The organism is Actinomyces succiniciruminis (genome assembly GCF_900002405.1).
Lineage (GTDB): Bacteria > Actinomycetota > Actinomycetes > Actinomycetales > Actinomycetaceae > Actinomyces > Actinomyces succiniciruminis.
Map to the genome: position 1 here is coordinate 1 of NZ_LK995541.1, position 25,534 is coordinate 25,534.

Genomic DNA, 25,534 nt, shown 5'->3' on the forward strand with positions numbered 1-25,534 from the left:
CGCCCGGGGAGTCCGCGGTCTCTCGCACCCAGGTTGAGGACGCGGAGGCGGCGCAGCAGCAGGCGGATGCCGCCCTGGCCGCCCGCACCCGGGAACGCGACGCCCTGGTCACCGAGCAGGCCGCCGCGCGGGCGCAGGCCGGCGAGGACTCCGTGGCCGACCTCGCCCAGTCCCTGGAGACCGCCGCAGCCCAACTCGAGGCCGCCGAGCGGACCGCCGCGCCGCTGGCCCAGCTGGAGGCCGAGCTGGCGGAGTTCACCGAAGTCACCGACCAGCTGCGCGAAGGCCTCGATCAGCGGCGCAGCCGCCTGGCGGAGGACCGTGCCCGCCTGGAGGCAGGGGCCGCCGCCCTCACCCAGGATCGGGAACGGTGCCGCAATGCCCGCGGCGACCACGAGTCCGTTGCCGCACGTATGCGTTCCCTGGCCGACGCCGCCGACGCCGCCGCCGGGCTGGCCGCCCTGCTCACCACGGCCGGAGACACCGCCCGCACCGTCGTAAAGGAACGCAGCGAGCTGACCGACGTCGTGGCGCAGGCCGGGTTCGTGTCCGCCGAGCAGGCCGCGACGGCCACCCTGCCCGGCCCCGATCTGGCGGCCCTGGAGGCACAGGTCAACGAGGTGGCGGCGCGGCGCGAACGGGTCCGGCAGGCACTGACCGAGGACGAGGCGATCGCCTCCCTCACGGGGGAGGAGATCGCCGACGTCGACGGAGCCCGGGAGCGACTGGCCGCCGCCGATGCCGCCTACGAGGCGGCGCTGCAGGCGCGGGAGCAGGCGCGTGCGTTCCTCGTCCGGGTTCGGGACGCGGCCGCCGGACTCGCCGACGCCGCCGATACACTCACCACCGCCATGGAGGACTCCGCCACCCTGCTGGAGGTAGCCGCCCTGGCCACCGGCTCCAACGACGCCGCGACCCCGCTATCCACCTGGGTGCTGCTGGAGCGATTCAACGACGTACTCGCCTTCGCCAACGACCGGCTGGACCAGATGTCTGCGGGCCGCTACGCGCTCGTCCGGGTCGCCGACGAGGCCGGCTCTGCGCGCCGCAAGGACCGGGGCCTGGGGCTTGGCGTGGTGGACCGGTTCTCCGACTCGGGTGTGCGCGATCCCAAGACGCTGTCCGGCGGGGAGACCTTCTACGTGTCCCTGTCGCTGGCCCTCGCCCTGGCGGACGTGGTCACGGCCGAGTCCGGCGGGGTGTCGATGGATACCTTGTTCATCGACGAGGGCTTCGGCTCGCTGGATCCCGAGACGCTGCAGGCCGTACTCGCCGAACTCGGGCGGCTTCAGGCCGGTGGACGCACGGTCGGGATCGTGTCCCACGTGGAGGAACTGCGTCGGCAGGTGGCCGACCGCATCGAGGTCACCCGCTCGCCGACCGGTTCCAAGCTGCGCACGATCGCCTCCTAGCCAGACGCCGGGCGACGCCCGCGGGTCGACGCCCCGGGCCATGGGTGCGATGCCGCGGCCTCAGGGGCGGCACCGTGGCCTCAGCGGAGACGTCGCCGGCCGGCGCCCAGCTCCTCGGCGAGTGCGTCCCGTTCGGACACGTCGTACCACAGCAGATCCGCGTCGGCGGCGCGCTCGAAGGCGGCCTCGTCGCCGGTGCGGGCGGCGCGCACATCGGGCTCGGCGTCCGCCTCGTCCACGAGGAGTGCCGCAACGGCGTCCCACTCCACCGGTGCGGTCAACTCAACCGTTCCCGGCAGCACGTCGTCGCCCGCCGGCACTTCCCGCACCTGCTCCTCCTCGACGTCGGCGGCGATCACCACCCGCCGGTCGGCCAGGGCCTCGGCGCCGGGCACAGCCAGCAGCATTACGGAGGAGTCCGCGGCGCACAGGCTGGCCGAGACCTCCAGCCCCTCCTGGTCCTCCTCGGGGAACACGGCGGCCAGCGCGGGCGTGGCGGCGTGGGCGGTGCGGGGGCTGATCGAGTCCGCGGACAGGTCGGCGGCGGTGGCTGGCAGGTAGACGCGCATGGGGCAAGTGTGCCCCGAAGCCGGGCTCGGCACGCACTTGCCACTGCGCGCACACCACCCGGGCCTCCCTCACACGCACCCAACGCCGCGCGTTCACCAGGCCAACCGGCACGCACGCGGGCTACGACTAACGTCCCCTTGGCGCGGCGGGGCCGATGTGGTGGGCTGTCGGTATGAACTGGGACAGCTTGCTGACCGATCTGGAAAGCCGCTTCGACGCCGAGCGGCGCACCAATATCGCCGCCGAGGCCGCCGACCTCGCGGAGGCGGAGATCGCCGCCCTGCACCTGGCCGACCGGCTGCGCGGCGCCGTCGGCCGCACCGTGCACCTGCGCACGCGCGGCGGGGCCGCCGTCGACGGCGTGGTGCGGCGCGCGGAGGACGCCTTCGTGCTGCTGGATGAAGGCGAGGGGATCCAGTCGCTCGTGCCACTCGATGCGGTCGCGCTGGCCTCGCCCCTGCCCGGTCCCGCACCGGCACCCAATGGGCACCACCGCCCCAGCCTCCAGGGCGCGCTGCGGGAGCTCGCCCGCGCGGGCACGCGGGTGCGCGTGATCTGCGCTTCGCAGGAGGTCACGGGCCGACTCGCCCGGGTGGGGGCCGACTACATTGACGTCGCCCGCGACCCGGTGTCCGGGCACACCCCCGGGGCGATCACCATTGCGCTGGCGGTGATCGATGTGGTGCGCAGCCGGTAAGCAGTGGCGGCAGCAGAAACGGCACCGATCCGACCGCAGGCGTCACGACCCGGGCCGTTGTCTTGACCCGGGCTCGGCGCTCGGGTGGCCTAGGCGTTCACGGATCGGGGTGTCTTGGCGCTCCCGGAGGCCACCATCTGACGAGTCGCGGCCAGTTGCCGCTCCACGTACTCGTCGAAGGCACTCTCCGGAACCCGCCACAGGTGCCGTGCCCCCACCTGGATTGCGGGCAGCTCCCCGGACTGGATCAGGGCACGCACCCCCTGGGCGGACAGCTGGAGGTGCTCGGCTACTTCGGCGATGGTCAGAAACTTATCCGGCATGGCACTATGCTCTCATTATCTTGCCGTATGCGCCATAGTTGAACATACTTGTGGATAGCCAATGATGCTCTCAGAGCATCCAAAGGTCACGCTCATGATCGAGGAGGATCCCGTGAGCTCAGCGCAGCGAAGCGCACCCCACGCCCGCAATACCAGCCCCGGCCGCCCAGCGCCCGGTCGCCTGCGCCGCCCCACTTGGAAGGATCCGCGGCTCGCCGGTGGACTGGTGCTGATCGGTGCGGCCGTGGCCCTGGGCACCTGGGCCGTCAACGCCGCCGCGGACACCGAACAGATCTACGTACTCGCCCAGGACGTCGCCCCCGGCACCGACCTGAACGCCGACGGGGTGCTCACGCTGGTCGACTCCCACCCCGGCACCGCCGCCTACGTCACCGCGGGGGACCTGCCCGCGGACGCCGTCGCTACCCGCTCGCTCCAGGCCGGAGAGTTGCTGCCGTCCGGAGCGGTCGGAGCCGCCGGCGACGTCGACCTGCGTTCCGTGGTGCTCGACGTCGCCTCCGGTTTGCCCACGGGCACCGGCGCCGGCGACGTCGTTGACCTGTGGGCCCTTCCCACCGCCCCGATCGCTGGGCAGGAGGCCGGTGCCGCCGAGGTCGTGGCCCGGGGGCTGACGATCTCCTCCGTCGGGGAGGCCGGCGCCTCCATCATCGGCGGCACCAGCGTGCAGGTGGAGGTGCTCGTCCCCCAGGACGCGGTCGCCGACGTGCTCACCGCCGTCGGCGCCGATGGGCCCCTCGTACTCGTCCCCACCGGCCAGGGGCAGTGATGGCGGCCACGACCCAAGACGGGGCCACACCCCCGGGACCGCGCGGCGTCCTGTTGGCGCTGGGCGACGACGCCGACATCCTGCGCGCCATCGACACGCCGGGCTCGGGCATGCGGGTTGTGCGCCGCTGTGCGGACACGGCCGAGCTGCTCGGCGCCGCCCTGGCCGGGCTGGGAACACTCGCCGTCGTCGGCACGGACTTTGACGAACTCGACCGCAGTGTGCTGGACCGGTTGAACCGGGCCGGAGTATCCGGCCTGCTGCTGGCACCGGACGGCGACCGCGAGCGCTGGGAGAGCGCCGGCTGGCCGGTGGAGTCCGCCGCCGCTCCCGCCGCCGCGGTGTGCGCCCGCCTGCGGCTGATCGCCCGCGGCCACACCTCCTCGCCGGACCCGCGTCCGGACGCCCCCATGACCTCGACCCCGGCCGCGGCGGCAGCGTCTACCACGACCGCCTCGGCCCCGCCTGCGGGGGCGGTGGCCGCGGCCGACCTGTGGGAGGAATTCGACGCGGCGCCCGCACTGCCGCCGAGCTTCTCGCCGCAGCCGGAGGCCGTGGGCCCGGCCGGTGCGCCCGCGACTGCTCACGCCAGGGCAGCCGCCGTCGGGGATGCCGAGCCCGGCGGGCTGGTGGTGGTGTGGGGCCCGCACGGCGCGCCGGGGCGCACCACCGTGGCCGCGGCCCTGGCCAGCGGACTCACCGGCGACACCATCCTGGTGGACGCCGACATCGAGGCGCCCAGTCTGACCCAGCTGCTCGGGCTGCCCGAGGACTCCTCCGCGCTGGCGACGGCGGCGCGGCTGGCCTCGCGCGGCCGTCTGGACGCGGAGACCCTGGACCGCATACTCATACCGGTCAGCGAGGGCCGTCGGCTGTTGACCGGACTGGGTCGACCCGGCCGCTGGCGAGAGCTACCGCCCGCGGCGATGCCGGAGGTGTGGGAGCGCTGCCGGCGAGCGGCCGCCTGGACGGTGGTGGATGTCGCCGGAGGGCGGATCGACGACGCCGTGGACGACTTCACCCTGGAGCCGGGGCGCGGCGCCGTGACGGCGGATCTGCTGCGCAGCGCGGACGTCGTGGTGATCGTGGGCGCCGGCGACCCGATCGGGGTGCGCCGACTGCTGCAGCTCATGGATGACTTGGACGGCGACCTGCGGCCGAACGGGCGCGTCGAGGTGGTAGTCAACCGCGTGCGCGCCTCCACCGCGGGGCCGTCTCCGCAGCGAGCGGTGCGGGAGGCGCTGGCGCGCTTCGGCGATCTGGAGGACGTCGTCGTGCTGCCCGATGATGCGCAGACGGCTGACCGCTGTCTGATGGAGGGACGCAGCGTGCTCGAGGCCGCACCGGGCTCACCATTGGGACGAGCACTGGCCGAACTGGTTGATCGCGTAGACCCGCGCTCGGGCGCCTCGGCCCGGGCGGAGCATATTGGCCGCGGCGCTCGGCTACGCCGTCTGACTTCCCGGCTGCGCACTCAGCGACAGCCGAAAGCCACGAGCGCGCGCGCTGCCGCGGCGACGCCAAGCGCCGGACCGACGGGCGCGGTGAGCAGTCCCGGCGCCCCCACGCCCGCGCCGCCGCCACCGCCGGAGGAGGGTCCCGTCGCCGCCGCAGGCCCCAATGCCGCCCGCTCCGCGATCGCGGCTATGGATCCCCGGGCCTCCTTGTCACCGTCTGCGTCAGACGGTTCTGCGCGCCGCCGCTCGGGCCGCCACCGCGCCTGATCGAGACTTCTTCATCCAGTCGGTCCAAATCGGACCGCACACCCGACCTCAACACACACCTGAGACCCGCTTGACACATCTATACCCATCGACGATGATCTAACATCATCAAACACGATCAACGGCGATGGGATGACACATGAGTGCATCAACGTGGATACTCACTCCCGAACCGGGGGCCCGCCGACGCGCCGCACTCGGCAGCGCCCGTCTGGCCTGCCTCGGTTTGGCCTGCGCCGCGGCCATGCCGGTGCTGCTCGGCGCGGCAGCTCAAAGTGTTCGCAGCCTGCTGGCACTGCCGCCCGCCTGGTGGGGCGCCAGCCAGCTGTCCGCAGCGATCACCGCCCTGGCCTGCGCCGCCGGCGCGGTGGGCGCACTGTGGCATCTGCTGTCCGCCGGCGTCGCCCTCGTCGTGTTGCTCCGCTCCACCCGTGCGGGCACCCTCGCCGGCTTCCGGAACCACGACGCCGGGACGGCGGTCCGGCTACTGCGCCGCTGGGGTGCTCCCCTGGTGCGGCGGATCGCCGGTGGTGTTCTCGTCGTCGGCATCACCACGAGCCCGGCGCTGGCCGCCACCGACTCCGCACCGGACACCGATGACCTGGGCTGGCAGCCCACCGTGAATGCCCCGGCGCAGCCCAGCGCGCCGGAGGCCACCGAACCGGAGAGCATCGAGCCGGAGGTAACCGCATCTCCGGCCGCCTCTGCGCCGGCCGCGCCCACACCCACCGCAGAGGCCACGGCGCACGTCCCCCTACTGCCTGATGCCGACAACCCGGGCGCGCAGTTGACCGACCCACGTACCACTCGGAGTCACTCGGCCGGAGCCGTCGCGGACGGCTCCCCCACCACAACCGGCGAGCCCGCGGTCGCCGCCTCGCACCGCGTCGCCGTCGGCGAGTCCCTGTGGTCAATCACCGTCAGTCTGCTCGGCCCCGACGCCGCCACCGCCGACATCGCCGCCGCCTGGCCCCACCTGTATCGAGCCAACGTCGAAACGATCGGTGCCGACCCCGGGCTCATCCACCCCGGAACGCTCCTGACCGTTCCCCCGCTCGCCGACCCATCCGACTCGTGAGCGCCCCCGCCTCCGCGTTCACCGACACCGCCCCGCCTCAGGAGAACCACCATGTCAGTCCTAGCCGCACCCGCGACCGCGCCCCGCACCGGGCCGGTAACAGCATCGGAATCAAGCCGCCTGCCGAAGCGACAACCCGCGCACCCGAGACGACGCTCCGAGACGACGCCGCAGCCACGCCGACTCCAGGTGCGGCGCCTGCCCGCCACCGCGTCCGGCGGCACGGTGACGCGCGAGACCGGCCCGGACGGCGCCGAGCAGCCTCGCGGCTGGGATCGGATGTCCTTCCGCCCCGCCCTGAAAGAGCGCAACCGGCGCGCCGCCGGACCGGAGATCGTGCCCACTACAGCGGCGCTCGCATCGGGCACCGCCACCGGCCCGAGCACCCCGGGCGCCGACGCCCCCATGCCGGACCCGGCGCGCTTCGCGGCCGTCGTCGTGACCGCCGCCGCGGAGGTGCTGTCCGGTCACCGCAGCGCCGATCACCTCGCCCGCTGGACCACGCCGGAGTTGTTCGCGGCCCTCGCCCGACGGGCGGGCCTGGCCCGCAGACTGCTGGGGCGGGCGCCCACGCGCATGCGCCCCCGCTCGGTACACGCCCAGCGCCCCGAGCACGGCACCTGTGAGGTGACGATCCTGCTCGACGACGGTTCCCGCGTACGCGCGGCGGCGGCCCGGCTGGAGGCCTTCCGGGGCCGCTGGCTACTGGCCGCTCTGGAGATCGCCTGAATCGCCCGAGCTACTTGCGCCGCTTCTTGGCGGCCGCCCGCCGCTGCTTGCGGTTGCCCGCCGGCGCCGTGGCCGCTTGGTTCGCGCCGGCAGCGGCGCCTGCGCCGGTCACGCCCGCATCGGCGGTGCGCACGGGCTTCGCAGCCACTCGCCCCTGGGCGGATGGGGCGGGGGCGGCCGTGGCGGTACCGTCCTCGCTGGGCGCGGTGTAGGTAATGCGCTGGTTCATGGGCTCCTGGCCGGTGGTGCCCAGCACGGAGCCGGCCTGGACCCGCTTGCGGGCGCTCCCCCGCCTGCGGGCGCCGGCCTTGGTGCCGCCGGCGGCGGACTCCTGCTCCGCGTCCTGCGCCTCCTGCTCGGCGACGGCGCGGGCGGCCGCGGCGTCGAAGCGCGCGGCGTTGGCGAAGACCTGCTCAACCGTCTCCTCGCGGATGCCCTCCATCATGGCCTTGAACATGTGCGCGCCCTCGTTGGCGTACTCCACCAGCGGGTCGCGCTGGGCCATGGCGCGCAGGCCGATGCCCTCCTTGAGGTAGTCCATCTCATACAGGTGCTCGCGCCAGCGCTTGTCGACGACGGCGAGCAGCACCCGCCGTTCCAGGGTGCGCATGGGCTCCTCACCCAGCTGGGCGCGGGCGATGGGGTTGTCGTCCAGACGCTTTTCGGCGTCCTCGTAGGCGACGGCGGCGTCATCGGTGAGTTCGGCGGTCATCCGCTCGGCGGACAGCAGGTCGCGGCCGCCGACCTCCTCGATCAGGTCCTCCTGGGTGATGCTGACCGGGTAGACGTGGGCGAGGTCGTCCCACAGGGCGTCCAGATCCCACTCGTCGGGGCGGCCCTCCTGCGTGCGGGAGGCCACGATGGTGCCGATGGTCTGGGCGCGGTAGTTCTCCAGCTGCGGCTCCAGGTCCTCACCGTCCAGGACGCGGCGACGCTCGGAGTAGACCTTCTCGCGCTGCTCGGTCATGACGTCGTCGTACTTCAGGACGTTCTTGCGGATCTCGTAGTTGCGCGCCTCGACCTGCCGCTGGGCGGAGGCGATGGCGCGGGTGACCATCTTCGACTCGATGGGCACGTCGTCGGGGTAGGCGCCGGAGCTCATGATGCGCTGGGCGGCGCCGGAGGCGAACATGCGCATCAGGTCGTCCTCCATCGACAGGTAGAAGCGGGACTCGCCCGGGTCCCCCTGACGTCCGGAGCGGCCGCGCAGCTGGTTGTCGATGCGGCGGGACTCGTGTCGTTCGGTGCCCAGCACGTACAGGCCACCGAGTTCGACCACCTCATCGTGCTCCGCGGCGCAGGACTCCTGCGCCGCGGCGAGCGCCTTGGGCCAGGCCCGCTCGTACTCCTCGGCGTTCTCCTCGGGATCCAGGCCCGCCTCCTTCAGGGCGGACACGGCGATGTACTCCGCGTTGCCACCGAGCATGATGTCGGTGCCGCGGCCGGCCATGTTGGTGGCCACCGTGACCGCGCCCTTGCGCCCGGCCAGGGCGACGACGGCGGCCTCACGGGCGTGCTGCTTGGCGTTGAGGACCTGGTGGGGGATGCCGCGCTCATCCAGCAGTTGGGAGAGCTGCTCGGACTTCTCCACGCTGGTGGTGCCCACCAGAATCGGCTGGCCGAGCTCGTGGCGTTCGGCGATGTCGTCGACGACGGCCGCCAGCTTCGCGGCCACGTTGGTGTAGACCAGGTCGGGCTGGTCCACGCGGATCATCGGCTTGTTGGTGGGGATGGGCACCACGCCGATGCCGTAGGTGCCGGCGAACTCGGCGGCCTCGGTCTCGGCGGTGCCGGTCATGCCGGCGCGCGAGCCCTCCGGGTACAGGCGGAAGTAGTTCTGCAGGGTGATGGTGGCCAGGGTCTGGTTCTCGGCCTTGATGTCCACCCGCTCCTTGGCCTCGATGGCCTGGTGCATGCCCTCGTTGTAGCGGCGTCCGGGGAGGACGCGGCCGGTGTGCTCGTCGACGATGAGGACCTCGCCGTCGCGCACGATGTAATCCTTGTCCAGGTGGAACAGTTCCTTGGCCTTGATGGCGTTGTTCAGGAAGCCGATTAGCGGGGTGTTCTCGGACTCGTAGAGGTTTTCGATGCCCAGGTAGTCCTCCACCCGCTCAATGCCGGGGGCGAGGACGCCGATGGTGCGTTTCTTCTCATCGACCTCGTAGTCGCGGCCGGCGCGCAGCCGCCCGGCGATCTTGGCGAACTCCTTGTACCACTTGTTGACGTCCCCGGTGGCGGGGCCGGAGATGATCAGCGGGGTGCGGGCCTCGTCAATGAGGATGGAGTCGACCTCGTCGACGATCACGAAGGCGTGCCCGCGCTGGACCAGGTCCTCAGGACGCTGGGCCATGTTGTCGCGCAGGTAGTCGAAGCCGAACTCGTTGTTGGTGCCATAGGTGATGTCGCAGGCGTACTGCTTGCGCCGCTCGGCGGGACGCTGGGTGGCCAGCACGCAGCCGGTGCTCAGCCCCAGGAAGCGGTGGATGCGCCCCATCAGGTCGGACTGGTACTCGGCCAGGTAGTCGTTGACGGTGACCACGTGGACGCCCTTACCGGTCAGGGCCCGCAGGTAGGAGGGCATGGTGGCCACCAGGGTCTTGCCCTCACCAGTCTTCATCTCGGCGATGTTGCCCTGGTGCAGGGCGGCGCCGCCCATGATCTGCACGTGGTAGGGACGCTGGCCCAGCACGCGGTCGGCCGCCTCCACCACGGTGGCGAAGGCCTCGGGCAGCAGCTCGTCCAGGGTCTCCCCGTCGGCGTAGCGCTGTTTGAAGTCCGCGGTCTGCTCGCGCAGCTCGGCGTCGGTGAAGTCCTTGTAGTCCTCCGCGAGCGACTCAACCTGGGTGGCGAGGGCATCGAGCTTCTTGAGGGTGCGCCCCTCACCGATGCGAAGGATCCGGTCGACGATCGACACGCTGCTTTCTCCCCTGGTAGGTGGTGGACTCCCGCCGCGGCTGCTAGCCCGGCCCGACGGGCCTCATGCCCGGTTAACCGAGCACAGACGCGGCCATGGTATGCCATCGGGCCGCCGGCGCCCCGGCGCATGGCCCACTATCGCTGACCGCATAGACCGTCGGGCAGCCCCCGAACCGCCCTCCGTGTTCCGCCGTCGGCGTCCACAGGCCGGCTTCGCGACCGCCCGCCCCGCCGCGCTGTGGATAACCCGTTCATCGACCTGGGCGACAGGGCCGGGCGGGCGCACACTGGCGGACATGGCTCGTTTGTCTTCCCGGTTCCCCGGGGTGCTCGCCGACGCGCTGCGTGTGGGCCTGCCGGTCAGCTGCGCCGGCTGCGGACGCTGGGACACGCCCCTGTGCGCGGACTGCGCGGCGCTGCTGGCGGCGCCGCCGCACCGGGTGGAGCACGTCGACGCCGCCGGAGGGGTGACGGTGTGGGCACTGTCCGCCTATACGGGGCCGATGCGCCCCCTGGTGCTGGGCTGGAAGAACGGGGCACGCGAGGACCTGGAGCCGGTTATGGCCGCGGCGGGCGAGCGGGCGGGCGACTGGCTGGCCGCCCACCTGCTCCCCGAGGCGGTAACGGCGGCCGCGGCCAGCGGGTGCCTGCTGGTGGTTCCGGCGCCCTCGGGCCTGGGGCGCCGGCTGCGCGGACGCCTGGTAGCGGCGGACTTCGCCGACGCCGTGGCCCGGGGGCTAGCCGCCGGCTGGCCGGATGCGGTCCCGGCCGAGGCGTCCGGGCCGAGTGGCCCGGGTCCGGTGACGGTGGCGAGCGCGGATGTGCTGCGGCGCCGGGCACGGGCGGGCGGCGCGCACCAGGCGGGGCGCTCGGCCGCCCAGCGGCGCACCAACCGGGCGGTGCCGCCGCGGCTGGTGGCGCCGGTGCGCGGCATGGCGGTGGTGCTGGTCGACGACGTGGTGACCACGGGGGCGACCCTGGGCGCCTGCGCCCGGGCGCTTACCGGGGCGGGAGCGGTCCTGGGCGGCGCTCTGGTGGTGGCCGCCGCGCCCCCACCGGCCCGTAGCCAACCCGTAGTCGTCCCCGGTGGCGGGGTGAACCTGACGCCCACGGAAATGGTGTAAGTTATGTGTCGTAACGCACATGGCAGCGCGGAGGCCAAGGATGGCTCCGCCCCGGCGGTCCGCCGGCAGCAAAGGAGGAGGTGGCTGACCACTCCGAAGCTCGCCGCGAGGTGCGGCGGGTGCTTTCCCTAGCCCGATCCCCTCACAAGGATCACCTGGACTCAGAAAGAGGTTCCACCATGGACATCACCGTCGTCGGCCGCAACGCGGAGATCAGCTCCCGGCTGCGGGACTACGTCGAGGAGAAGGCCGCCAAGGTCGAGCAGTTCGACCCGCGCGTCCAACGTGTCGAGGTCGAGATCACCCACGAGCGCAACCCGCGGCAGGCGGACACCGCCGAGCGCGCGGAGATCACCGTCATCTCCAAGGGCCCGGTGATCCGGGCCGAGGCCAGCTCCTCCGACCGCTTCGCCGCCTTCGACATCGCCATGGGGAAGCTCACCGAGCGCCTGCGCCGGGCACGGGACCGCAAGAAGAACCACCGCCGCCACATCGTTGAGGTGCCCGAGCCGGCACCGCAGGCCGCCGTCGAGGAGCCCGCGGTCCCGGAGACGAACGACCTGCCCATTGAGGACTCCCCCTCCGCGCCCACCGAGCCGGGCGTGGCCGTGGAGTCCCAGCTGGGCGACTCCCCGGTGGTGGTGCGCCAGAAGCTCCACGAGGCGGTACCGATGACGGTGGATGAGGCGCTGTACCAGATGGAGCTGGTCGGCCACCCGTTCTACCTGTTCATTGAGAAGTCCACCATGCAGCCCTGCGCCGTCTACCACCGGCGCGGCTGGACCTACGGGGTCATCCGCCTGAACGCGCGCGTCACCACCGACGACTGACCCGCCAGGCCTGTCAGCCCCTCCGCTCCGCCCCGCGTACGCAGCAGCCGTACGCGGGGCGGAGACGTTGCGGGTGTGGGAATCGTCTAGGGTGGGAGCGTGCCTCGGCCTTCCCATCTGCCCCCGGCGCGCATCCCCGCCTCTCCGCACCGGCGCGACCGGCACGGGCGCGGACTGCGCGGGCCGCTGCTGCCGCCCAACCTGCCCGCCTGGCGCACCCGGGCCGAGCGTTTCGACGCCATGGTCATCGCCGCCGCCGACGATCTGGCCCGCCGTCACCCGGAGATCGCCCAGATGCAGTTCGCGGTTGAGGAGGTCCCCCCCTCGGACCCGGCACCGTGGGAGCACGGCATCGTCCTCGGGCGCGGCTTCGCCGCCGAGCCGCGCGCCGGCCTGCCCGCACGCATCGTCCTGTACCGGCGTCCGATCACCTCCCGGGCCGACGACGACGCCGAACTGGTCGAGCTCGTGCGGCGCGTGGTGGTGGAGCAGGTGTCTCTCATGCTCGGGCGCCGTCCGGAGGAGATCGACCCGGACCTGTGAACCGGCCCGCGCCGCGGCTCCCACGGAAGGCGGCCGCCCGGCGGTAGCCTGCGGGCGTGAGAAGAGTCCGACACTGCCGCAGACCCGGGTGTGAGAACCCGGCGGTCGCCACCTTGACCAGCGTGTACGCCGACTCCACGATCGTGCTAGGCCCGCTGGCCACCGAGGCCCAGCCCGAGGCCTACGACCTGTGTGAGAAGCACGTCGAGTCCTTCACCGCGCCGCGCGGCTGGCAGGTAATCCGACTCGCCACCGATTTCCAGCCGGCCCCGCCGTCGGAGGACGATCTGACCGCCCTGGCCGACGCCGTCCGCGAGGCCTCGCGGGCGCCGCAGCCCCGGCCCCAGCCCGCCGAGCACGCCGGCCGTCCCGCCGGGATTCTGCCCGCCTCCCTGACCGAGCCGCTGCCCGACCACCTGACCGGTCTGGGCGACGGCGAGATCGCCCGCCGCGGCCATCTGCGCGTGCTGCGCGGGGAGAAGACGGACGACTGACCGGCTCCACACCCGTGCACGGCGCCCGGGGTCAATGCCGCGGTGTCGCCGCGGGTGCCGTCACCTCGTGCGGCGGCGTCTGCAGGGCGGCACGCGCCTGGTCCTCCAGGCGCCGGTCCCGAATCTCCAGCATGAACTCGCGGTCGCGCCGGGCCGCCAGGATCGCCGCCAGGAACCGCTCCGGGTGGGTGTTCGGCGGAGGCGGAGGCGCCACATAGGGCTCGGCCTGCGCCGCCAATTGCAGGGCCAGGCGTACCCGGGCCTGCGGCTGCATGGAGGAGGCCCGCTGCAGGAAGGTGCGCGCCACCAGGGCCAGGTGCCCGGGTAGGGCGCGCAGGTCGGCATCCGCGGCCCAGTCGGCCAGCTCCGGCGGCATCAGTATTGGTGGGGCCTCGGCGACGCCGTTGCGGACACGCACCGCGTAGGTGCCCGCCAGCAGGTCGCCCAGGCGCTTGCCCCTCCGGGTCACCACGCAGGCGGACACCGCGGGAATGCCCGCCGTCCCCCAGATCTCCACGACCCCCACCAGCGCCCGTACCAGGCTGTGGCGCAGCCGGACCGCGCCGCCGTCATCGCGCACAATCCGGGAGCCGGTCACCATGCGGCCGGCTGAACGCCCCCGGGTGAGCACCTCCACCGCCAGCGGCACCACCACCAGCCACCCCAGCAGCGTCAGGGACAGCAGTGCCGCCACCAGCGCCTCCGAGGCCTGGGGGAAGATCCGCCCGCCCACCGTGGCCCCCGTGACGAGGGTGACCAGCAGGCCCGCGCCATACAGCGCATAGTCGATGATCCCGGACAGGATCCGAGAGCCGGGCGAGGCCGGGAGCACCTCCAAGGCGATGGCCTCCCCGGTCACCATCAGCTCCGGCGTCATCATCCGCTCGGATGAGGCGACATCCCCACTCACCATGACAAACTCCCCTCGTGGACATTGACGCCTATGTTGCCGCGCACCGCGATCAGTGGGACCGCCTGGACCAGCTCACCTCGCGCCGCCGCCTGACCGGCGCCGAGGCGGACGAGTTGGTGACCCTGTACCGGGCCACGGCCGGCCACTTCTCGCGCATCCGCACCGGCGCGCCCGACCCGGCGCTGCTGGCGCAGCTGTCCACCCGCATCGCGGCGGCGCGGGGCCGCATCACCGGCACGCGTGAAGCCCGGGCCAGCGATCTGCGCCGCTTCTGGGGCACAAGCGTTCCGGCGGCCCTGTACCGGCTGCGATGGTGGACGCTGGCGGTGACGGTGTTGGAGGTGGCGATCGCCGTGGTCGTGGGCGTGTGGACGCTGCGCACCCCGGAGGCCATGAGCGCCCTGGGGCCCGAGAGCGAGTTGGACACCTACGCCCACGAGTCCTTCGAGGCCTACTACTCCAACTACGCCGCCAGCGAGTTCGCCGGCCAGGTGTGGACAAACAATGCCCGCATCGCCGCACTGTGCGTGGCCGGCGGCATCACCGGGCTGCTGCCCGCCTTCATGCTGCTGGCCAACGCCGTCAACCTGGGGCAGGCGGGAGCCATCATGGCCGACCACGACCTGCTCGGACAGTTCTTCGCCCTGATCACTCCGCACGGGCTGCTGGAGCTGACCTGCGTGTTCGTGGCCGGGGCCGCCGGCCTGAAACTGTTCTGGACTATGCTCGACCCCGGCGGCAGGTCGCGGGGTGTGGCACTGGCCGCCGAGGGCCGCGCGCTTATCACGGTGGCGGTCGGATTGACCGCGGCGCTGGCGGTGGCCGGGTTCATCGAGGCCTTCGTGACCCCGGCCTCGCTGCCCTGGATCCTGAAGGGGCTGGTCGGGCTGTTGGCGCTGGCGGTGTTCTGGGCGTACACGCTGGTGCTGGGGCGCCGCGCCGTACTCGCCGGGCACACCGGCGACCTCGACGCCGACGAGGCAGGCGCCGTCCGGTTGGAAGTCGGCTGAGCCGGCAGTGGCCCGAGGGCTCATACGCATCACAGCTTCCCCGCGGCCTTGAGGGCGAGGTACGCGTCCGCCAGTGCGGGGGCCAGTCCGGCCGGTGGGGCCTCGACCACCTCCACGCCGGCGCGGCGCAGCCGCCCGCGCAGCGCATCCAGCTCCACCAGGTCGCGCTCGGCTGCGGCCGCCGTGTAGACGGTCTCGGCGTCGTCGCGCCGGGAGCGCAGGCGCTCCAGGCCCGGGTCGGTGGCGGAGGCCACCGCCACCGTGTGCTTGCGGGCCATATTCGCCAATGCCCGCAGCATGGCCGCATTCGTGCCCGACCCGTCCAGTCCGGTGAGCACGACCACGAAGGCGTGCTGCGACAGGGACGCCTCCACCATCCCGGCCACCAGCGTCCAATCCGTCTCCACCAGTGCGGCGTCCAGCGGAGCGAAGGCGTCCGCCAGGGCCCCCAGCAGGGCGGGGCCGGACACGCCGCGCACCTGCGCCCGGGTCTCCACATCGACGGCGACGGCATCCACCCGGTCGCCCGCCCGCGAGGCCAGTGCCGCCATCAGCAACATCGCCTCGATCTGGGCGTCCAGCCGCGGAGCGTCATCGAGCCGCGCCGCCGCCATCCGCCCGGTGTCAACCACGATCAGCACCCGCCGGTCCCGCTCGGGACGCCAGGTGCGTATCACGACCTCCCCGCGGCGGGCCGTGGAGCGCCAGTCGATGGAGCGCACGTCGTCGCCGATCACGTACTCGCGCAGGGAGTCGAACTCGGTGCCGGCCCCGTGCACCATGACGGCGCTGCGTCCGTCCATCTCCCGCAGGCGTGCGAGCCGGCTGGGCAGGTGGCGGCGGGAGGCGAAGCGCGGCAGCACGCGCAGCCGGGCCGGGGCCGACAGCGAGGCCTGCCTGCCCGCCAGCCCCAGTGGACCGCGCACCCGCACCGTGACCAGGTCGGCGTTGCGGTCGCCGCGACGCGTGGGCGTCAGTGAGGTGCGCAGGCGCCGCCGCTGCCCGGCAGGAATCGTCAGCGCCTGCCGTTGCCCGGCGGCACCCGCCGACGGTGGCCAGGCGTCGCGCACCTGCAGCCGCATGGTCCGGCCGGTGGTGTTGGTCAAGGTCAGGGTGTCCGCGGTGGTCTCCCCCAGGCGCACGGACCGGGCCACCGCCCGGGCGGCGCGCAGGCCCCGGGGCGAGGGGGCCGCCGCCACGTCGGCGGCCACCAGCAGTGTCGTAAGGACCGTCCACGCCAGCACGGTGCCCGGGCGGGGCACCAGCAGCACCGGCACGGTGCCGGCGGCCAGCAGCCAGACGGTGCGCATGGTCAGGTACATGGGGCCTCCTCTCGGCGGTGGGATGTCGGGTATGCGGGGCCGGCCCCGCTTGGCCGCGGGTGCGGTCGACGCGGGGAGCAGCCGGGGGCTGCCGGCCCGGCCGACTAGCGGGGCACCGGCACCGAGCGCAGCGCACCATTGATGACCGACTCGGTGGACACCCCCTCCAACTCCGCCTCGGCCCGCAGCTGGATGCGGTGGCGCAGGGTCGGCAGGGCGAGCGCCTTGACGTCGTCGGGCGTGACGAAGCCGCGGCCCGACAGCCAGGCCCAGGCCTTAGCGGTGGCCAGCAGCGCCGTCGCCCCGCGTGGGGACACGCCCAGCGATACCGAAGGGGAGGTGCGGGTGGATCGCACCAGGTCCACGATGTAGGCCAGCACCTCCGGGGAGGCGTCCACCGTGCGCACCTGCTCGCGGGCGACCGCCAGGTCGGCGGGGGTGGCGACGGCGTGTACTCCGGCCGCTGGCAGGTCACGGGGGTTGAAGCCGGTGGAGTGGCGGGTGAGCACCTCGATCTCCTCGCCGCGTTCGGGCAGCGGCAGGATGAGTTTTAGCAGGAAGCGGTCCAGCTGTGCCTCCGGCAGCGGGTAGGTGCCCTCGTACTCGACCGGGTTCTGGGTGGCCACCACCATGAACGGCTCCGGCAGGGCGCGCGGGGCGCCGTCCACGGACACCTGGTGCTCCTCCATGGCCTCCAGCAGGGCGGCCTGCGTCTTGGGCGGGGTGCGGTTGATCTCGTCGGCCAGCAGCAGGTTGGTGAACACCGGGCCCTGCCGGAAGGAGAACTCGGCGGTGCGCGCGTCGTAGATCAGCGAGCCGGTCACGTCCCCGGGCATCAGGTCGGGGGTGAACTGCAGCCGCTTGGTGTCCACGTCCAGGGCGGCGGCCAGCGTGCGCACCAGCAGCGTCTTGGCGACCCCGGGCACGCCCTCCAGGAGCACGTGCCCGCCGGCAAGCATGGCGATCACCAGGCCGGTGACGGCCGGGTCTTGACCCACCACCGCCTTAGCGACCTCCTTGCGCACGGCCACCAGCCGGGCGCGCGGGTCGCTGCCGTGACCGGGGGCGCCGTCGGGGACGCCGTCGGCCGACACTGCGGTTGTGGGAACTTCGTGCTGATCGTCCGGGCGGGACGGACCGCCCTGCGGGTTGGGGGCAGTGGTCATCGTGAGTGGACCTCGCTCTCGAGTTGTTCCAAACGCACGGCCAGATCCGTCAGGGCCTGGTCGTCCGCGGGGGGCGGCCCGTACAGGGCCTGGTCTATTTCGGCGACGGGTCGGCCGCAGGCGCCTGCGGCCGCATGCAGCAGTTCGCTGCGGGAGGCGGCCGGGGACAGTCCCAGGGACCGGCCGAGCCGCAGGGCCGTGCCTGCACGCAGCGACTGGGCGGCGCGCTCGCGGTCCCCGGCGCGGCGGTACAGGCGTCCACGGCCGATGGCCGTCTCCGTGGCCTGCACCAGCACCGGCAGGTCCTCGGGCACGAGCCGGCCGAAGCGGCGCCCGCGCACGACCGCTAACGCCACCACGACCACGCTGCCGAGGAACAGCATCACCGGCAGCCACGGCGGCAGCGACGGACTGTCCCACACTCTGACTGCGACGCCCGCCTGCGAGGCGTCGAACCAGACCAGCTTCGGGTTGTGCCCCAGGGCGCGGATGGCCAGGGCGGCGTTGCCGGCGGTAGTGAGCTTGGAATTGGTGACGATGCGCGGGTCGGCGATCACCCGCAGCGTGCCGCCTCCGTCCAGCGGGGCGGTGGCGTACGCGTAGGCGTCCTCGTCTGCCGCATCCACCGGGAAGCAGCCGACCGCGCCGGCGACGTCGTTCAGCGCGACGGAGCCGGCCGAGCCCGCCAGGGACCGGGCGGCGACGGCATCAGGATCCGTGCACTCCGGCTGCAGGGGGTCGGCCGCGCTGGTGCCGGTGGGGAGCATGTCGCTCAGTTCACCGAAGTCCTGGTACAGGGACCCCAGAACCACCACGTCCTGCCCCACCCGGGCCAGCTGCTCGCGGTCGAAGTAACTCATTTCGCCCACGTTCAGCACCACGACTGTGGCGCCGTCCGCGGCCGCGGCCACGGCGGCGTCCCCGGTGTTCACGCTGGTGACGTCCACGCCCTCTTCGCGCAGCAGTTGGGCCAGCGCCTGGGCGCCGTCGTCATGGGGGTTGTCAATGGCGTAGGGGACCTTGGAGGTCTGGGGGGTGGCCCACCAGGTGGCCAGGGCGACGAGTAGTACCAGCGCGCCGGCGGCCAGGAAGGTACGCCAGCGGCGCAGCCGTTCACCGGGGCGCACCCCGACGACCTGGTCGCCGAGGTCGGCGGCCTTCGGGACGTCGGCGGGGGGAGTCGCAGTGGTTCGGGAGGCGCTCATGCGTGCACCTGCCCCGCTGGAGCCTCCAGCGCCAGGGGCGCGCGGGTCACCCGCTCGGCGAACTCCCGCATCCAGGTGTCCTGGGTGGCGGTGGGCTCGACGCGCCCGTAGCGCACGGCGTCGAACAAGCCGGCCGCCTGACTCATCTGTCCGGAGAGCTCCCCCAGGGGCCGGGCGGCCAGCCTCGCCGCCTCATGCGCGGTCATGCCCGGGTAGTCCTCGATGGCACCGCGCTCATCCAGGGAGCGCACCACCGCCCGGAAGCGCTCGACGACGGCGGTCGCCCAGTCGCCCCTCCCGGCGGCGGCGTCGGCGGCACGGGTCAGGGCCGCGGCATCGCGGTCGTCCTCGAACAGTGGTGCGCCTGGCCGAGTGGCGCGCCGCGCCCAAGTGACCCGGGTGATCAGTGCCACCAGGGCCACCAGCAGGGCGGCCACCAGCACGAACACCAGCAGGGTGGACAGCCAGGCCGGCGCCCCGGGGACGGCGTCGCGCGGGTCCAGGTGCTGGCTCAGCCACTCCCATATCCGCTGCCACACGCTCGCCGCGTGGTGGTAGACGGGCTTGGCCAACTCCTCCTCGGCGGCGCGACGGGCCTGGTCGGCGTCGGGCGTCGCCGGGACGTCCCCGGGTACACACCTGAGTCCCCCCGCTTGCACGATGCGGGCGACGGTAAGGAGCGGCGCCGGGAGCACTGTGGTCATCATTCTCAGCCGGTCCGGCTCACACGTTGGCGGAGCGGCGCAGCTCCACGTCCAGGCCCTCGCGGCGCATGCGCAGGTCGATGTAGATCAGGGCGACGACGGCGGCAGAGAACGGCATGATCACCGCGCTGACCAGGAAGGTCGCAAACGTAACCAGCACATCCAACACAACAATGCCTGTGCCGCCGGCCAGCATGCTGCCGACACCGGTGACCATCGCCAGCGGGACGCCCATGAGAGCGGAGACCGCGCTGACCAGCAGCGTCGACAGCAGCAGCGTTCCCAGCACCCGCCAGAAGCTGCCGCGGGTCAACTGCCAGGAGCGGCGGATGCCCTCCCACACGCTCACGTTCTCCAGGATGAGGGCGGCCCCGGACACCGACAGTCGCACCATCAGGAAGGCCGCGGCGATGACGCCGCCCACCATCAGCAGGAAGCCCAGCAGCACCAGCAGCACCAGGTTGCTTCCGGACCCATCGCTGTTGAACGTCGTGTAGAACATGCCGACGAAGAGCAGGCCGACGCCCGTTAGGGCCAGTACGGCGGTCAGGGTGGTGATCAAGTTGACCAGGATGGACTGGCCGACCAGGGCCCAGATGCGCGGCCGGGTGCGCTCCCACACGTCCGTGGGGGTGGCGATGCGGCCCAGCACCGAGCGGGAGACGGTGACGGTCAGCAGGCCGGTCAGGATGGCGGTGGCCAGCAGCGTGATGATCTCCTCCAGCAGCGTGCCGGTCAGGGTGCCACCGAGCAGGGACAAGGTGGCGTTGAAGGCTTCTGTCTGCGAGACCGTGGGGTCGTAGTCGTTGTAGTAGTCGGCGGAGGAGATGGATATGAGTGAGCGCCTGAAGATGAATGTCATCAGTGCGGAGAGCAGGCCGGCCGCTCCCATGACCAGCAGGGACGGCAGGAACATGGCCCGCGGGTTGGCGCGCAGGGACTCGAAGGCGCCGCCGAAGATCTCGGTAATACTCAGCGGGCGCAGCGGAATGATGCCGGGCTTGGGGGCGGCGAAGAATCCACCCGGGCCCGAGGCGTAATAGCCGCCGGCCGACTGGCTGTACTGACCGTACTGGGGGGCAGGCCCGTAGCCCTGTCCCGCTGGGGTCTGCTGGTACTGGCCGTATGCGGGCGGTTGCTGCTCGCTATAACCGCCCGACTCCGCCTGCCGGTCGTAGCCGGGCCGCTCGGGCTGCGGGGAATAGGCGCCGTAGTGGGGGGCAGGTGCCGCGCTCGGGGAGGCGCCGGCGTCGGCAGATGTGGCGTCAGTGGGGCCGTCGCCGGAGGGAGACTGCCACCCGGTGTTGTCACTGCTCATGGGCATACTGTTTCACGTCGCCGACGCTTGCGTTCTCCACCCTGAGGAGGAGAAAAACCACCCTAGAAGCTTAGGTCGCACTAAAATGTATATGATGAACGTCACTGAGAGGCGTGTGGCGTCCATATGCGGGGCGTGCGCGTGTCAAGATAGGCGCCATGCGCACTCGCATTCTGGTCGTTGACGATGATACTGCCCTGGCCGAGATGATCGGCATCATGCTCGAGGCGGAGGACTACACTCCGTCCTTCTGCGCCGACGGCGCGAAGGCGCTCGACGCCTTCCATGAGACCGATCCAGATCTGGTCCTGCTGGACCTGATGCTGCCGGGCCTGGACGGTGTGGAGATCTGCAAGCTCATCCGCGCCGAGTCCGACGTGCCGATCATCATGCTCACCGCCCGCACCGACACCCAGGACGTCGTCGCTGGCCTTGAGGCCGGCGCGGACGACTACGTCACCAAGCCCTTCAAGTCCAAGGAACTGCTCGCGCGCGTACGCACCCGGCTGCGGCGCAACGTAGACGCCAACGGCGCCGAGCACGTGCGCGTCGGAGACCTGGACATTGACGTCTCCGGCCACCAGATCCACCGCGGCGAGACCCCCATCAACCTCACGCCCCTGGAGTTCGACCTGCTGGTCACTCTCGCCCGTACCCCCTGGAAGGTGTTCACCCGCGAGGAGCTGCTGGAGCAGGTTTGGGGCTACCAGCACGCCGCCGACACCCGGTTGGTCAACGTCCACGTGCAGCGCCTGCGCGCCAAGATTGAGAAGGACCCCGAGCACCCCAGCATCGTGGTCACCGTGCGCGGCGTGGGCTACCGCGCCGGCGACGGCAAGTGACGCCGGGAGCGCCGGCACCACAGCCGGCCTCCCGCACTCGACGCGCTGCTTGAGGCACTGACGTGGATAGCCAGGGCCCGGGTCGGCACGCGGGGCGCCGCGGCTTGACGTCCCCACTGCGGGCGGTACGCCGCTCACTGGGCGCCTCCATGGTGCTGTTCTCCACGAGCGCCGGGATCGTGCTGATCGCGGTGCTGCTGGTGGCCGTGACCATGACCATCCGCAATGACGTCTTCTCCGAGCGGCGCGCGGCCATTCTCACCGATGCGCACCAGCGCACCGTAGCCGCCCAGGCCGCCTTCGACGTCGCCACCGTGGACACGGCCGACGAACTGGCCACCACCGCGCAGGCGCAGCTCGCCGCCATCAATGACTCCTTCGCCGGGGCCGGCGGCGTGGGCGTCTCCCTGCGCCGCGCCGAGGACGAGACCGCCACCACCGTCATCAACGATCTGACCACCGACGCGGACCTGGCCGCACTCGTCACCGACGACCTGGTTGCCCAGGTGGACGCCGGGCAGGCCGGGACCGAGTACTCCCAGTCCGTCGGCATCCCGGACTCGGCCGGCGGCACCGACCCGGGCCTGGTCGTCGGCACCCGGGTCAACCTGCCGCTGGCCGGCGGCTACGACCTGTTCCTCGTGTACACGCTGGCCCCAGAACAACACGTGATCGACCTGGCCACCCGGGCGATCGTCATCGCCGGCGCCGGCTTCCTGCTCATCCTCATCATCGGCCTGTGGGCCCTGGCCTCGCGTGTGCTGATCCCCATTCGCCGCGCCTCTCTGGCCGCCGAGCGGCTGGCGGCGGGCCACCTCAACGAGCGGTTGCCGGTGGTCGGGGAGAACGAGATCGCCACCCTGTCCCGGTCCTTCAACAACATGGCCGATTCGCTCGAGGCGCAGATCCAGGCGTGGGAGAACCTGTCGAAGGTCGAGAGACTGTTCGTCTCCGACGTCTCCCACGAACTGCGCACCCCCCTGGCCTCCATCCGGCTGGCGGCCGAACAGATCTGGCAGGCCCGCGACGAGATCCATGATCCCTTCGCCGCCCGCAGCCTGGAAATCCTCATGCGCGAGATCGACCGCTTCGAGCAGATGCTCTCCGATCTGCTGGAGATCTCCCGCATCGACTCCGGCCGGGTGCAGCTGCGTGCCGCGGAGGCGGACATCACCGCCACCCTGCGCGGCGTACTGGACCTGGTGGCGGTCCATGTGGAGGCCTCCGGCTCCCCGATCCGCCTGCACACTCCCGCCGAGCCCGTGGTTGCCGAGGTGGACGTGGCCCGGGTGGAACGCATTCTGCGCAACCTCATCGTCAACGCCCTCGAGCACGCCGAGGGCTCCCCCATCGACATCACCGTCGCCGCCAATGACGACGCCGTCGCCGTGCGCGTGCGCGACCACGGGGTGGGTATGAGCCCGGACGTGGTCAAGAAGGTCTTCGACCGCTTCTACCGCGCCGATCCCTCCCGCAAACGCACCCTGGGTGGCACCGGGCTGGGCCTGTCCATCTCCCTGGAGGACGCCGTCCTACACGGCGGCACCCTCACCGCCTGGGGCTGGCCCGCCGACGGTGCCTCCTTCCTACTGACACTGCCGCGCCGGCTCGGTCCTGACGCAACCCCCGGCAACTTCACCAAGCCCGGTCCACTGGGGGTGGTCCCCGACGATGCCCCACCCGTCTCCCGCGCCGGCGTCAACGCCGTCCAGACGGATGAGGCCGTGCAGGTCTCCCCGGCACTGACCCCGTCCCCGGCCTCCCGCCGTTCCGACGTCGATCGCGACGACGACGCCGGGATTGCCGACCCTACCGGCAGTGACCCCGAGACTCCCGGCCGGGGCGCCGACATCGGCGTGGATACATCACCCACCGCGAAGACTCCCGAAGACACACTGGCGCGCGCACAGCGCGAGGAAGAACGCCCGTGAGCGCACCCGCCCCCGGCCGGGGTACCGGCGCAAGCGGACTGCCACGTCGGCAGGCCCTCGCGGCCCTGCTGCTGGGCGGCGCGGGCACCCTCGCCGCCTGCACGGGCCTGCCCACCTCCGGGGAGGTCTCCGGCTCCAACGTCGTCCACGGTCCCGACGAACAGCTCGTCCAGAGCGCGGCCGGCCCGGCCGACGGCGCCGCTCCCGAGGAAATCGTCATCGGCTTCCTGCGCGCCTGCGCGGCCGGATTCTTCGACGACTTCGCCACGGCCCGCGCCTTCCTGACCGACGACGCCGCCGCCTCCTGGCAACCCACCGCGACGGTGGGCGTTTATGACGGCTCGACCGCGCCGGTGGTCGTCCTCGCCGACGATGCGGTAGACGTGACGGTGGATCTGATCGGCGACGTCGACCCTGCCGGCGTGTTCACCGCCGCCGCCGAATCCAACCACCGCTGCCGCTACGCGCTGGCAGCCGACGACGCCGGCCAGTGGCGCATAGCGGAACTACCGGCCGGAATGCTCCTGTCCGATGGTGACCTGACCACCGAATTCGCCTCCGCCTCGCTGTATTTCCTCACCCCCGACCACGAGCGCCTGGTCCCGGAGCTGCGGTGGCTGCCGCGACACGAGCTGCCCCGGCGACTGATCGAGGCGCTTCTGGGCGGGCCCTCCGCCTGGCTCGCCGCGGGCGTGGCCACCGCCGTCCCCGAGTCCGCCGCGGTGGGTGATGACGGCGTCGTGGTGGAGGCCGGCACCGCCGCCGTGGACCTGACCGGCCTGGGCACGCTGGACCAGGCACAGGCCGGGCTGCTGGTCGCCCAGATCCAAGCCACCCTGGTCGGCGCGACGTCCGACGGTGGCATCCAGGTGCAGGACGTGGACGTACGAGCCGACGGGAACGAACTCGGGACGGCGACGTCCCTGCCCGCTGTGGACACCGACCCCGGGGCGGTGGTCGGCATGTGCACGGGCGCGGTCGTGCAGGGCACCGCCTCCACCCGCACCACCCTGGTGGCGGCTCAGACCCTGGGCGCCGACACCGCCGCCCACCCCACGCTCGGGGCCGATGGCACCGTCTACGTACTGAGCCGCTCCAGCCTGCTGCGCGTGCCTGCCGGTGCAAGCGCCGCCGACGTGATCCTGTCGGTGGGGGACGCCGACGCCGAAGCCGACGCCCACGAGCTGCTCGCCCCCATCGCCGACCGCCACGGCTGGGTGTGGACCGCCACCGCCGGAGCCCTGCTGGCGGTGGACGGCCGCGGCCGACGCGCCGCGCTCGTCGCCCCCTGGTTGGAGGACCGGGAGGTGTTGGCCTTCGACCTGGCCGCCGAGTCCGCCCGCATCGCGGTGCGCCACCGCGCCGACGGTTCCGCGGACCGGGTGAGCGTGGCCGCCATTGTCCGCGACGGGGACACCCCTACCGGGCTGGGCGAGCCGCTCGAGCTGCCGGCCGCCGTCGTAGCCCGCACAGACGCCGTCGTCTGGTACGACCCGGTCAGCGTAGCCGTCCTGGCGGCGGCCGCGGACGGGCAGGACGCGGAGGCATCGGGCGTGACCCGGATTCCCGTAGGCGGCCCCCTGAGCACCTCGATCACCTCGCCGGCGGCTACCGCCCTGACCGCCGACCGCGTTACCGGCACCCTGCAGCTGACCGACGCGAACGGCCAGGTCTGGCAGCGCAGCGGCTCCGCCTGGCGGGTGGGTGCCACCGATGTCACCGACCTCACCTACCCACTGGCCTGAGCCCGACTCCTCGGGCGGAGTGCCGGCCCCGGCCCCGCGCCCGGCGTCATGAACACGCGTTTGCGTCGCGTACACGTGTTTTAGAGCTTTGCGGGCGCTGCGCACATTGTTATGTCTCAGGACATCGGTGACAGTTCTGCCTCAGGACATC

Annotated in this window: 23 protein-coding genes; 14 read left to right on the forward strand and 9 right to left on the reverse strand. The window is 72.4% G+C overall.

The window, feature by feature from the left end:
- The coding region (locus BN1056_RS13330) for an SbcC/MukB-like Walker B domain-containing protein (protein WP_280516478.1) at positions 1 to 1,412 on the forward strand (1,412 nt) is incomplete at its 5' end.
- Between the two features lie 80 nt (positions 1,413 to 1,492).
- Here BN1056_RS13330 and BN1056_RS13335 read toward each other — a convergent pair.
- Positions 1,493 to 1,981 carry a DUF6912 family protein gene (locus BN1056_RS13335; protein ID WP_210582005.1) on the reverse strand — a complete coding sequence of 163 codons (489 nt, stop codon included), beginning with the start codon at positions 1,979 to 1,981 and terminating at the stop codon, positions 1,493 to 1,495.
- A 173-nt stretch (positions 1,982 to 2,154) separates the two neighbouring features.
- Between BN1056_RS13335 and BN1056_RS13340 the strand changes: the two genes are divergently transcribed.
- Complete coding sequence (locus BN1056_RS13340) at positions 2,155 to 2,679, forward strand: Fis family transcriptional regulator (RefSeq protein WP_210582006.1); 525 nt, start codon at positions 2,155 to 2,157, stop codon at positions 2,677 to 2,679.
- 89 nt (positions 2,680 to 2,768) lie between these two features.
- On the opposite strand, the gene BN1056_RS13345 is transcribed toward BN1056_RS13340, so the two are convergent.
- Positions 2,769 to 3,002, reverse strand: coding sequence for a helix-turn-helix domain-containing protein (locus BN1056_RS13345; protein ID WP_073327121.1), 234 nt, complete (start codon positions 3,000 to 3,002; stop codon positions 2,769 to 2,771).
- A gap of 112 nt (positions 3,003 to 3,114) precedes the next feature.
- Here BN1056_RS13345 and BN1056_RS13350 point away from each other — a divergent pair, with 112 nt between their 5' ends.
- The 4 genes from BN1056_RS13350 (at position 3,115) to BN1056_RS14875 (ending at position 7,320) form a co-directional block, all read left to right on the forward strand.
- A complete protein-coding gene (locus BN1056_RS13350; protein ID WP_244671726.1) occupies positions 3,115 to 3,789 on the forward strand; it encodes a hypothetical protein in 675 nt (224 codons plus the stop codon).
- On the forward strand, positions 3,789 to 5,513 hold the full coding sequence (locus BN1056_RS13355; protein ID WP_210582008.1) for a CpaE/TadZ family protein: 1,725 nt from the start codon (positions 3,789 to 3,791) through the stop codon (positions 5,511 to 5,513). Before BN1056_RS13350 ends, BN1056_RS13355 begins: the two co-directional genes overlap by 1 nt.
- 139 nt (positions 5,514 to 5,652) lie before the next feature.
- Positions 5,653 to 6,591 carry a peptidoglycan-binding protein LysM gene (locus tag BN1056_RS13360; protein ID WP_244671727.1) on the forward strand — a complete coding sequence of 313 codons (939 nt, stop codon included), beginning with the start codon at positions 5,653 to 5,655 and terminating at the stop codon, positions 6,589 to 6,591.
- Between the two features lie 225 nt (positions 6,592 to 6,816).
- Positions 6,817 to 7,320 (forward strand): Rv3235 family protein, encoded by a 504-nt coding sequence (locus BN1056_RS14875; protein WP_244671728.1) that lies wholly within the window; start codon positions 6,817 to 6,819, stop codon positions 7,318 to 7,320.
- A 10-nt stretch (positions 7,321 to 7,330) separates the two neighbouring features.
- Here BN1056_RS14875 and secA read toward each other — a convergent pair whose 3' ends face one another.
- Positions 7,331 to 10,234: a preprotein translocase subunit SecA gene (gene secA, locus BN1056_RS13370; protein WP_210582010.1), complete on the reverse strand. Its 2,904-nt coding sequence runs from the start codon at positions 10,232 to 10,234 to the stop codon at positions 7,331 to 7,333.
- 298 nt (positions 10,235 to 10,532) lie between these two features.
- Here secA and BN1056_RS13375 point away from each other — a divergent pair, with 298 nt between their 5' ends.
- From BN1056_RS13375 to BN1056_RS13390, 4 genes are all read left to right on the forward strand, one after another.
- Positions 10,533 to 11,360 carry a phosphoribosyltransferase family protein gene (locus BN1056_RS13375; RefSeq protein WP_210582013.1) on the forward strand — a complete coding sequence of 276 codons (828 nt, stop codon included), beginning with the start codon at positions 10,533 to 10,535 and terminating at the stop codon, positions 11,358 to 11,360.
- A gap of 179 nt (positions 11,361 to 11,539) precedes the next feature.
- Positions 11,540 to 12,190, forward strand: coding sequence for a ribosome hibernation-promoting factor, HPF/YfiA family (gene hpf / locus BN1056_RS13380; RefSeq protein ID WP_210582015.1), 651 nt, complete (start codon positions 11,540 to 11,542; stop codon positions 12,188 to 12,190).
- A gap of 99 nt (positions 12,191 to 12,289) precedes the next feature.
- Complete coding sequence (locus BN1056_RS13385) at positions 12,290 to 12,733, forward strand: metallopeptidase family protein (RefSeq protein ID WP_244671729.1); 444 nt, start codon at positions 12,290 to 12,292, stop codon at positions 12,731 to 12,733.
- A 56-nt stretch (positions 12,734 to 12,789) separates the two neighbouring features.
- Positions 12,790 to 13,227 carry a DUF3499 domain-containing protein gene (locus tag BN1056_RS13390; protein WP_210582017.1) on the forward strand — a complete coding sequence of 146 codons (438 nt, stop codon included), beginning with the start codon at positions 12,790 to 12,792 and terminating at the stop codon, positions 13,225 to 13,227.
- A gap of 31 nt (positions 13,228 to 13,258) precedes the next feature.
- Here BN1056_RS13390 and BN1056_RS13395 read toward each other — a convergent pair whose 3' ends face one another.
- Positions 13,259 to 14,140, reverse strand: a complete 882-nt coding sequence (locus tag BN1056_RS13395; protein ID WP_210582018.1) for an RDD family protein — start codon at positions 14,138 to 14,140, stop codon at positions 13,259 to 13,261.
- 14 nt (positions 14,141 to 14,154) lie between these two features.
- Between BN1056_RS13395 and BN1056_RS13400 the strand changes: the two genes are divergently transcribed.
- Positions 14,155 to 15,150, forward strand: a complete 996-nt coding sequence (locus BN1056_RS13400) for a stage II sporulation protein M (protein WP_210582020.1) — start codon at positions 14,155 to 14,157, stop codon at positions 15,148 to 15,150.
- A 29-nt stretch (positions 15,151 to 15,179) separates the two neighbouring features.
- Here the strand turns inward: BN1056_RS13400 and BN1056_RS13405 are convergent, their stop codons facing one another.
- The 5 genes from BN1056_RS13405 to BN1056_RS13425 form a co-directional block, all read right to left on the reverse strand.
- Complete coding sequence (locus BN1056_RS13405) at positions 15,180 to 16,472, reverse strand: DUF58 domain-containing protein (RefSeq protein WP_210582022.1); 1,293 nt, start codon at positions 16,470 to 16,472, stop codon at positions 15,180 to 15,182.
- A gap of 104 nt (positions 16,473 to 16,576) precedes the next feature.
- Entirely contained in the window at positions 16,577 to 17,638 is a 1,062-nt protein-coding gene (locus BN1056_RS13410; RefSeq protein WP_210582024.1) for an AAA family ATPase, read from the reverse strand.
- Positions 17,635 to 18,843 (reverse strand): DUF4350 domain-containing protein, encoded by a 1,209-nt coding sequence (locus BN1056_RS13415; protein ID WP_210582026.1) that lies wholly within the window; start codon positions 18,841 to 18,843, stop codon positions 17,635 to 17,637. The genes BN1056_RS13410 and BN1056_RS13415 overlap by 4 nt, the downstream gene beginning before the upstream one ends.
- The gene (locus BN1056_RS13420) at positions 18,840 to 19,547 is read right to left on the reverse strand and encodes a DUF4129 domain-containing protein (protein WP_210582028.1); all 708 of its coding nucleotides are present in this window, start codon (positions 19,545 to 19,547) and stop codon (positions 18,840 to 18,842) included. The genes BN1056_RS13415 and BN1056_RS13420 overlap by 4 nt, the downstream gene beginning before the upstream one ends.
- Before the next feature lie 19 nt (positions 19,548 to 19,566).
- On the reverse strand, positions 19,567 to 20,865 hold the full coding sequence (locus BN1056_RS13425) for a glycerophosphoryl diester phosphodiesterase membrane domain-containing protein (RefSeq protein WP_210582030.1): 1,299 nt from the start codon (positions 20,863 to 20,865) through the stop codon (positions 19,567 to 19,569).
- 158 nt (positions 20,866 to 21,023) lie between these two features.
- Here BN1056_RS13425 and mtrA point away from each other — a divergent pair, with 158 nt between their 5' ends.
- From mtrA to BN1056_RS13440, 3 genes are all read left to right on the forward strand, one after another.
- Entirely contained in the window at positions 21,024 to 21,707 is a 684-nt protein-coding gene (mtrA, locus tag BN1056_RS13430; protein ID WP_073327143.1) for an MtrAB system response regulator MtrA, read from the forward strand.
- A gap of 104 nt (positions 21,708 to 21,811) precedes the next feature.
- Positions 21,812 to 23,638 (forward strand): MtrAB system histidine kinase MtrB, encoded by a 1,827-nt coding sequence (gene mtrB / locus BN1056_RS13435; RefSeq protein ID WP_244671730.1) that lies wholly within the window; start codon positions 21,812 to 21,814, stop codon positions 23,636 to 23,638.
- Positions 23,635 to 25,383 (forward strand): LpqB family beta-propeller domain-containing protein, encoded by a 1,749-nt coding sequence (locus BN1056_RS13440; RefSeq protein WP_210582032.1) that lies wholly within the window; start codon positions 23,635 to 23,637, stop codon positions 25,381 to 25,383. The genes mtrB and BN1056_RS13440 overlap by 4 nt, the downstream gene beginning before the upstream one ends.
- Positions 25,384 to 25,534 lie beyond the last annotated feature (151 nt).

Bases quoted from the DNA above. Each gene is read 5' to 3' on its own strand.
- BN1056_RS13335 (WP_210582005.1), bottom strand. From the start codon at position 1,981: ATGCGCGTCTACCTGCCAGCCACCGCCGCCGACCTGTCCGCGGACTCG.
- BN1056_RS13340 (WP_210582006.1), top strand. From the start codon at position 2,155: ATGAACTGGGACAGCTTGCTGACCGATCTGGAAAGCCGCTTCGACGCC.
- BN1056_RS13345 (WP_073327121.1), bottom strand. From the start codon at position 3,002: ATGCCGGATAAGTTTCTGACCATCGCCGAAGTAGCCGAGCACCTCCAG.
- BN1056_RS13355 (WP_210582008.1), top strand. From the start codon at position 3,789: ATGGCGGCCACGACCCAAGACGGGGCCACACCCCCGGGACCGCGCGGC.
- BN1056_RS13360 (WP_244671727.1), top strand. From the start codon at position 5,653: ATGAGTGCATCAACGTGGATACTCACTCCCGAACCGGGGGCCCGCCGA.
- BN1056_RS13375 (WP_210582013.1), top strand. From the start codon at position 10,533: ATGGCTCGTTTGTCTTCCCGGTTCCCCGGGGTGCTCGCCGACGCGCTG.
- hpf (WP_210582015.1), top strand. From the start codon at position 11,540: ATGGACATCACCGTCGTCGGCCGCAACGCGGAGATCAGCTCCCGGCTG.
- BN1056_RS13395 (WP_210582018.1), bottom strand. From the start codon at position 14,140: ATGGTGAGTGGGGATGTCGCCTCATCCGAGCGGATGATGACGCCGGAG.
- BN1056_RS13405 (WP_210582022.1), bottom strand. From the start codon at position 16,472: ATGTACCTGACCATGCGCACCGTCTGGCTGCTGGCCGCCGGCACCGTG.
- BN1056_RS13410 (WP_210582024.1), bottom strand. From the start codon at position 17,638: ATGACCACTGCCCCCAACCCGCAGGGCGGTCCGTCCCGCCCGGACGAT.
- BN1056_RS13415 (WP_210582026.1), bottom strand. From the start codon at position 18,843: ATGAGCGCCTCCCGAACCACTGCGACTCCCCCCGCCGACGTCCCGAAG.
- BN1056_RS13420 (WP_210582028.1), bottom strand. From the start codon at position 19,547: ATGACCACAGTGCTCCCGGCGCCGCTCCTTACCGTCGCCCGCATCGTG.
- BN1056_RS13425 (WP_210582030.1), bottom strand. From the start codon at position 20,865: ATGAGCAGTGACAACACCGGGTGGCAGTCTCCCTCCGGCGACGGCCCC.
- mtrA (WP_073327143.1), top strand. From the start codon at position 21,024: ATGCGCACTCGCATTCTGGTCGTTGACGATGATACTGCCCTGGCCGAG.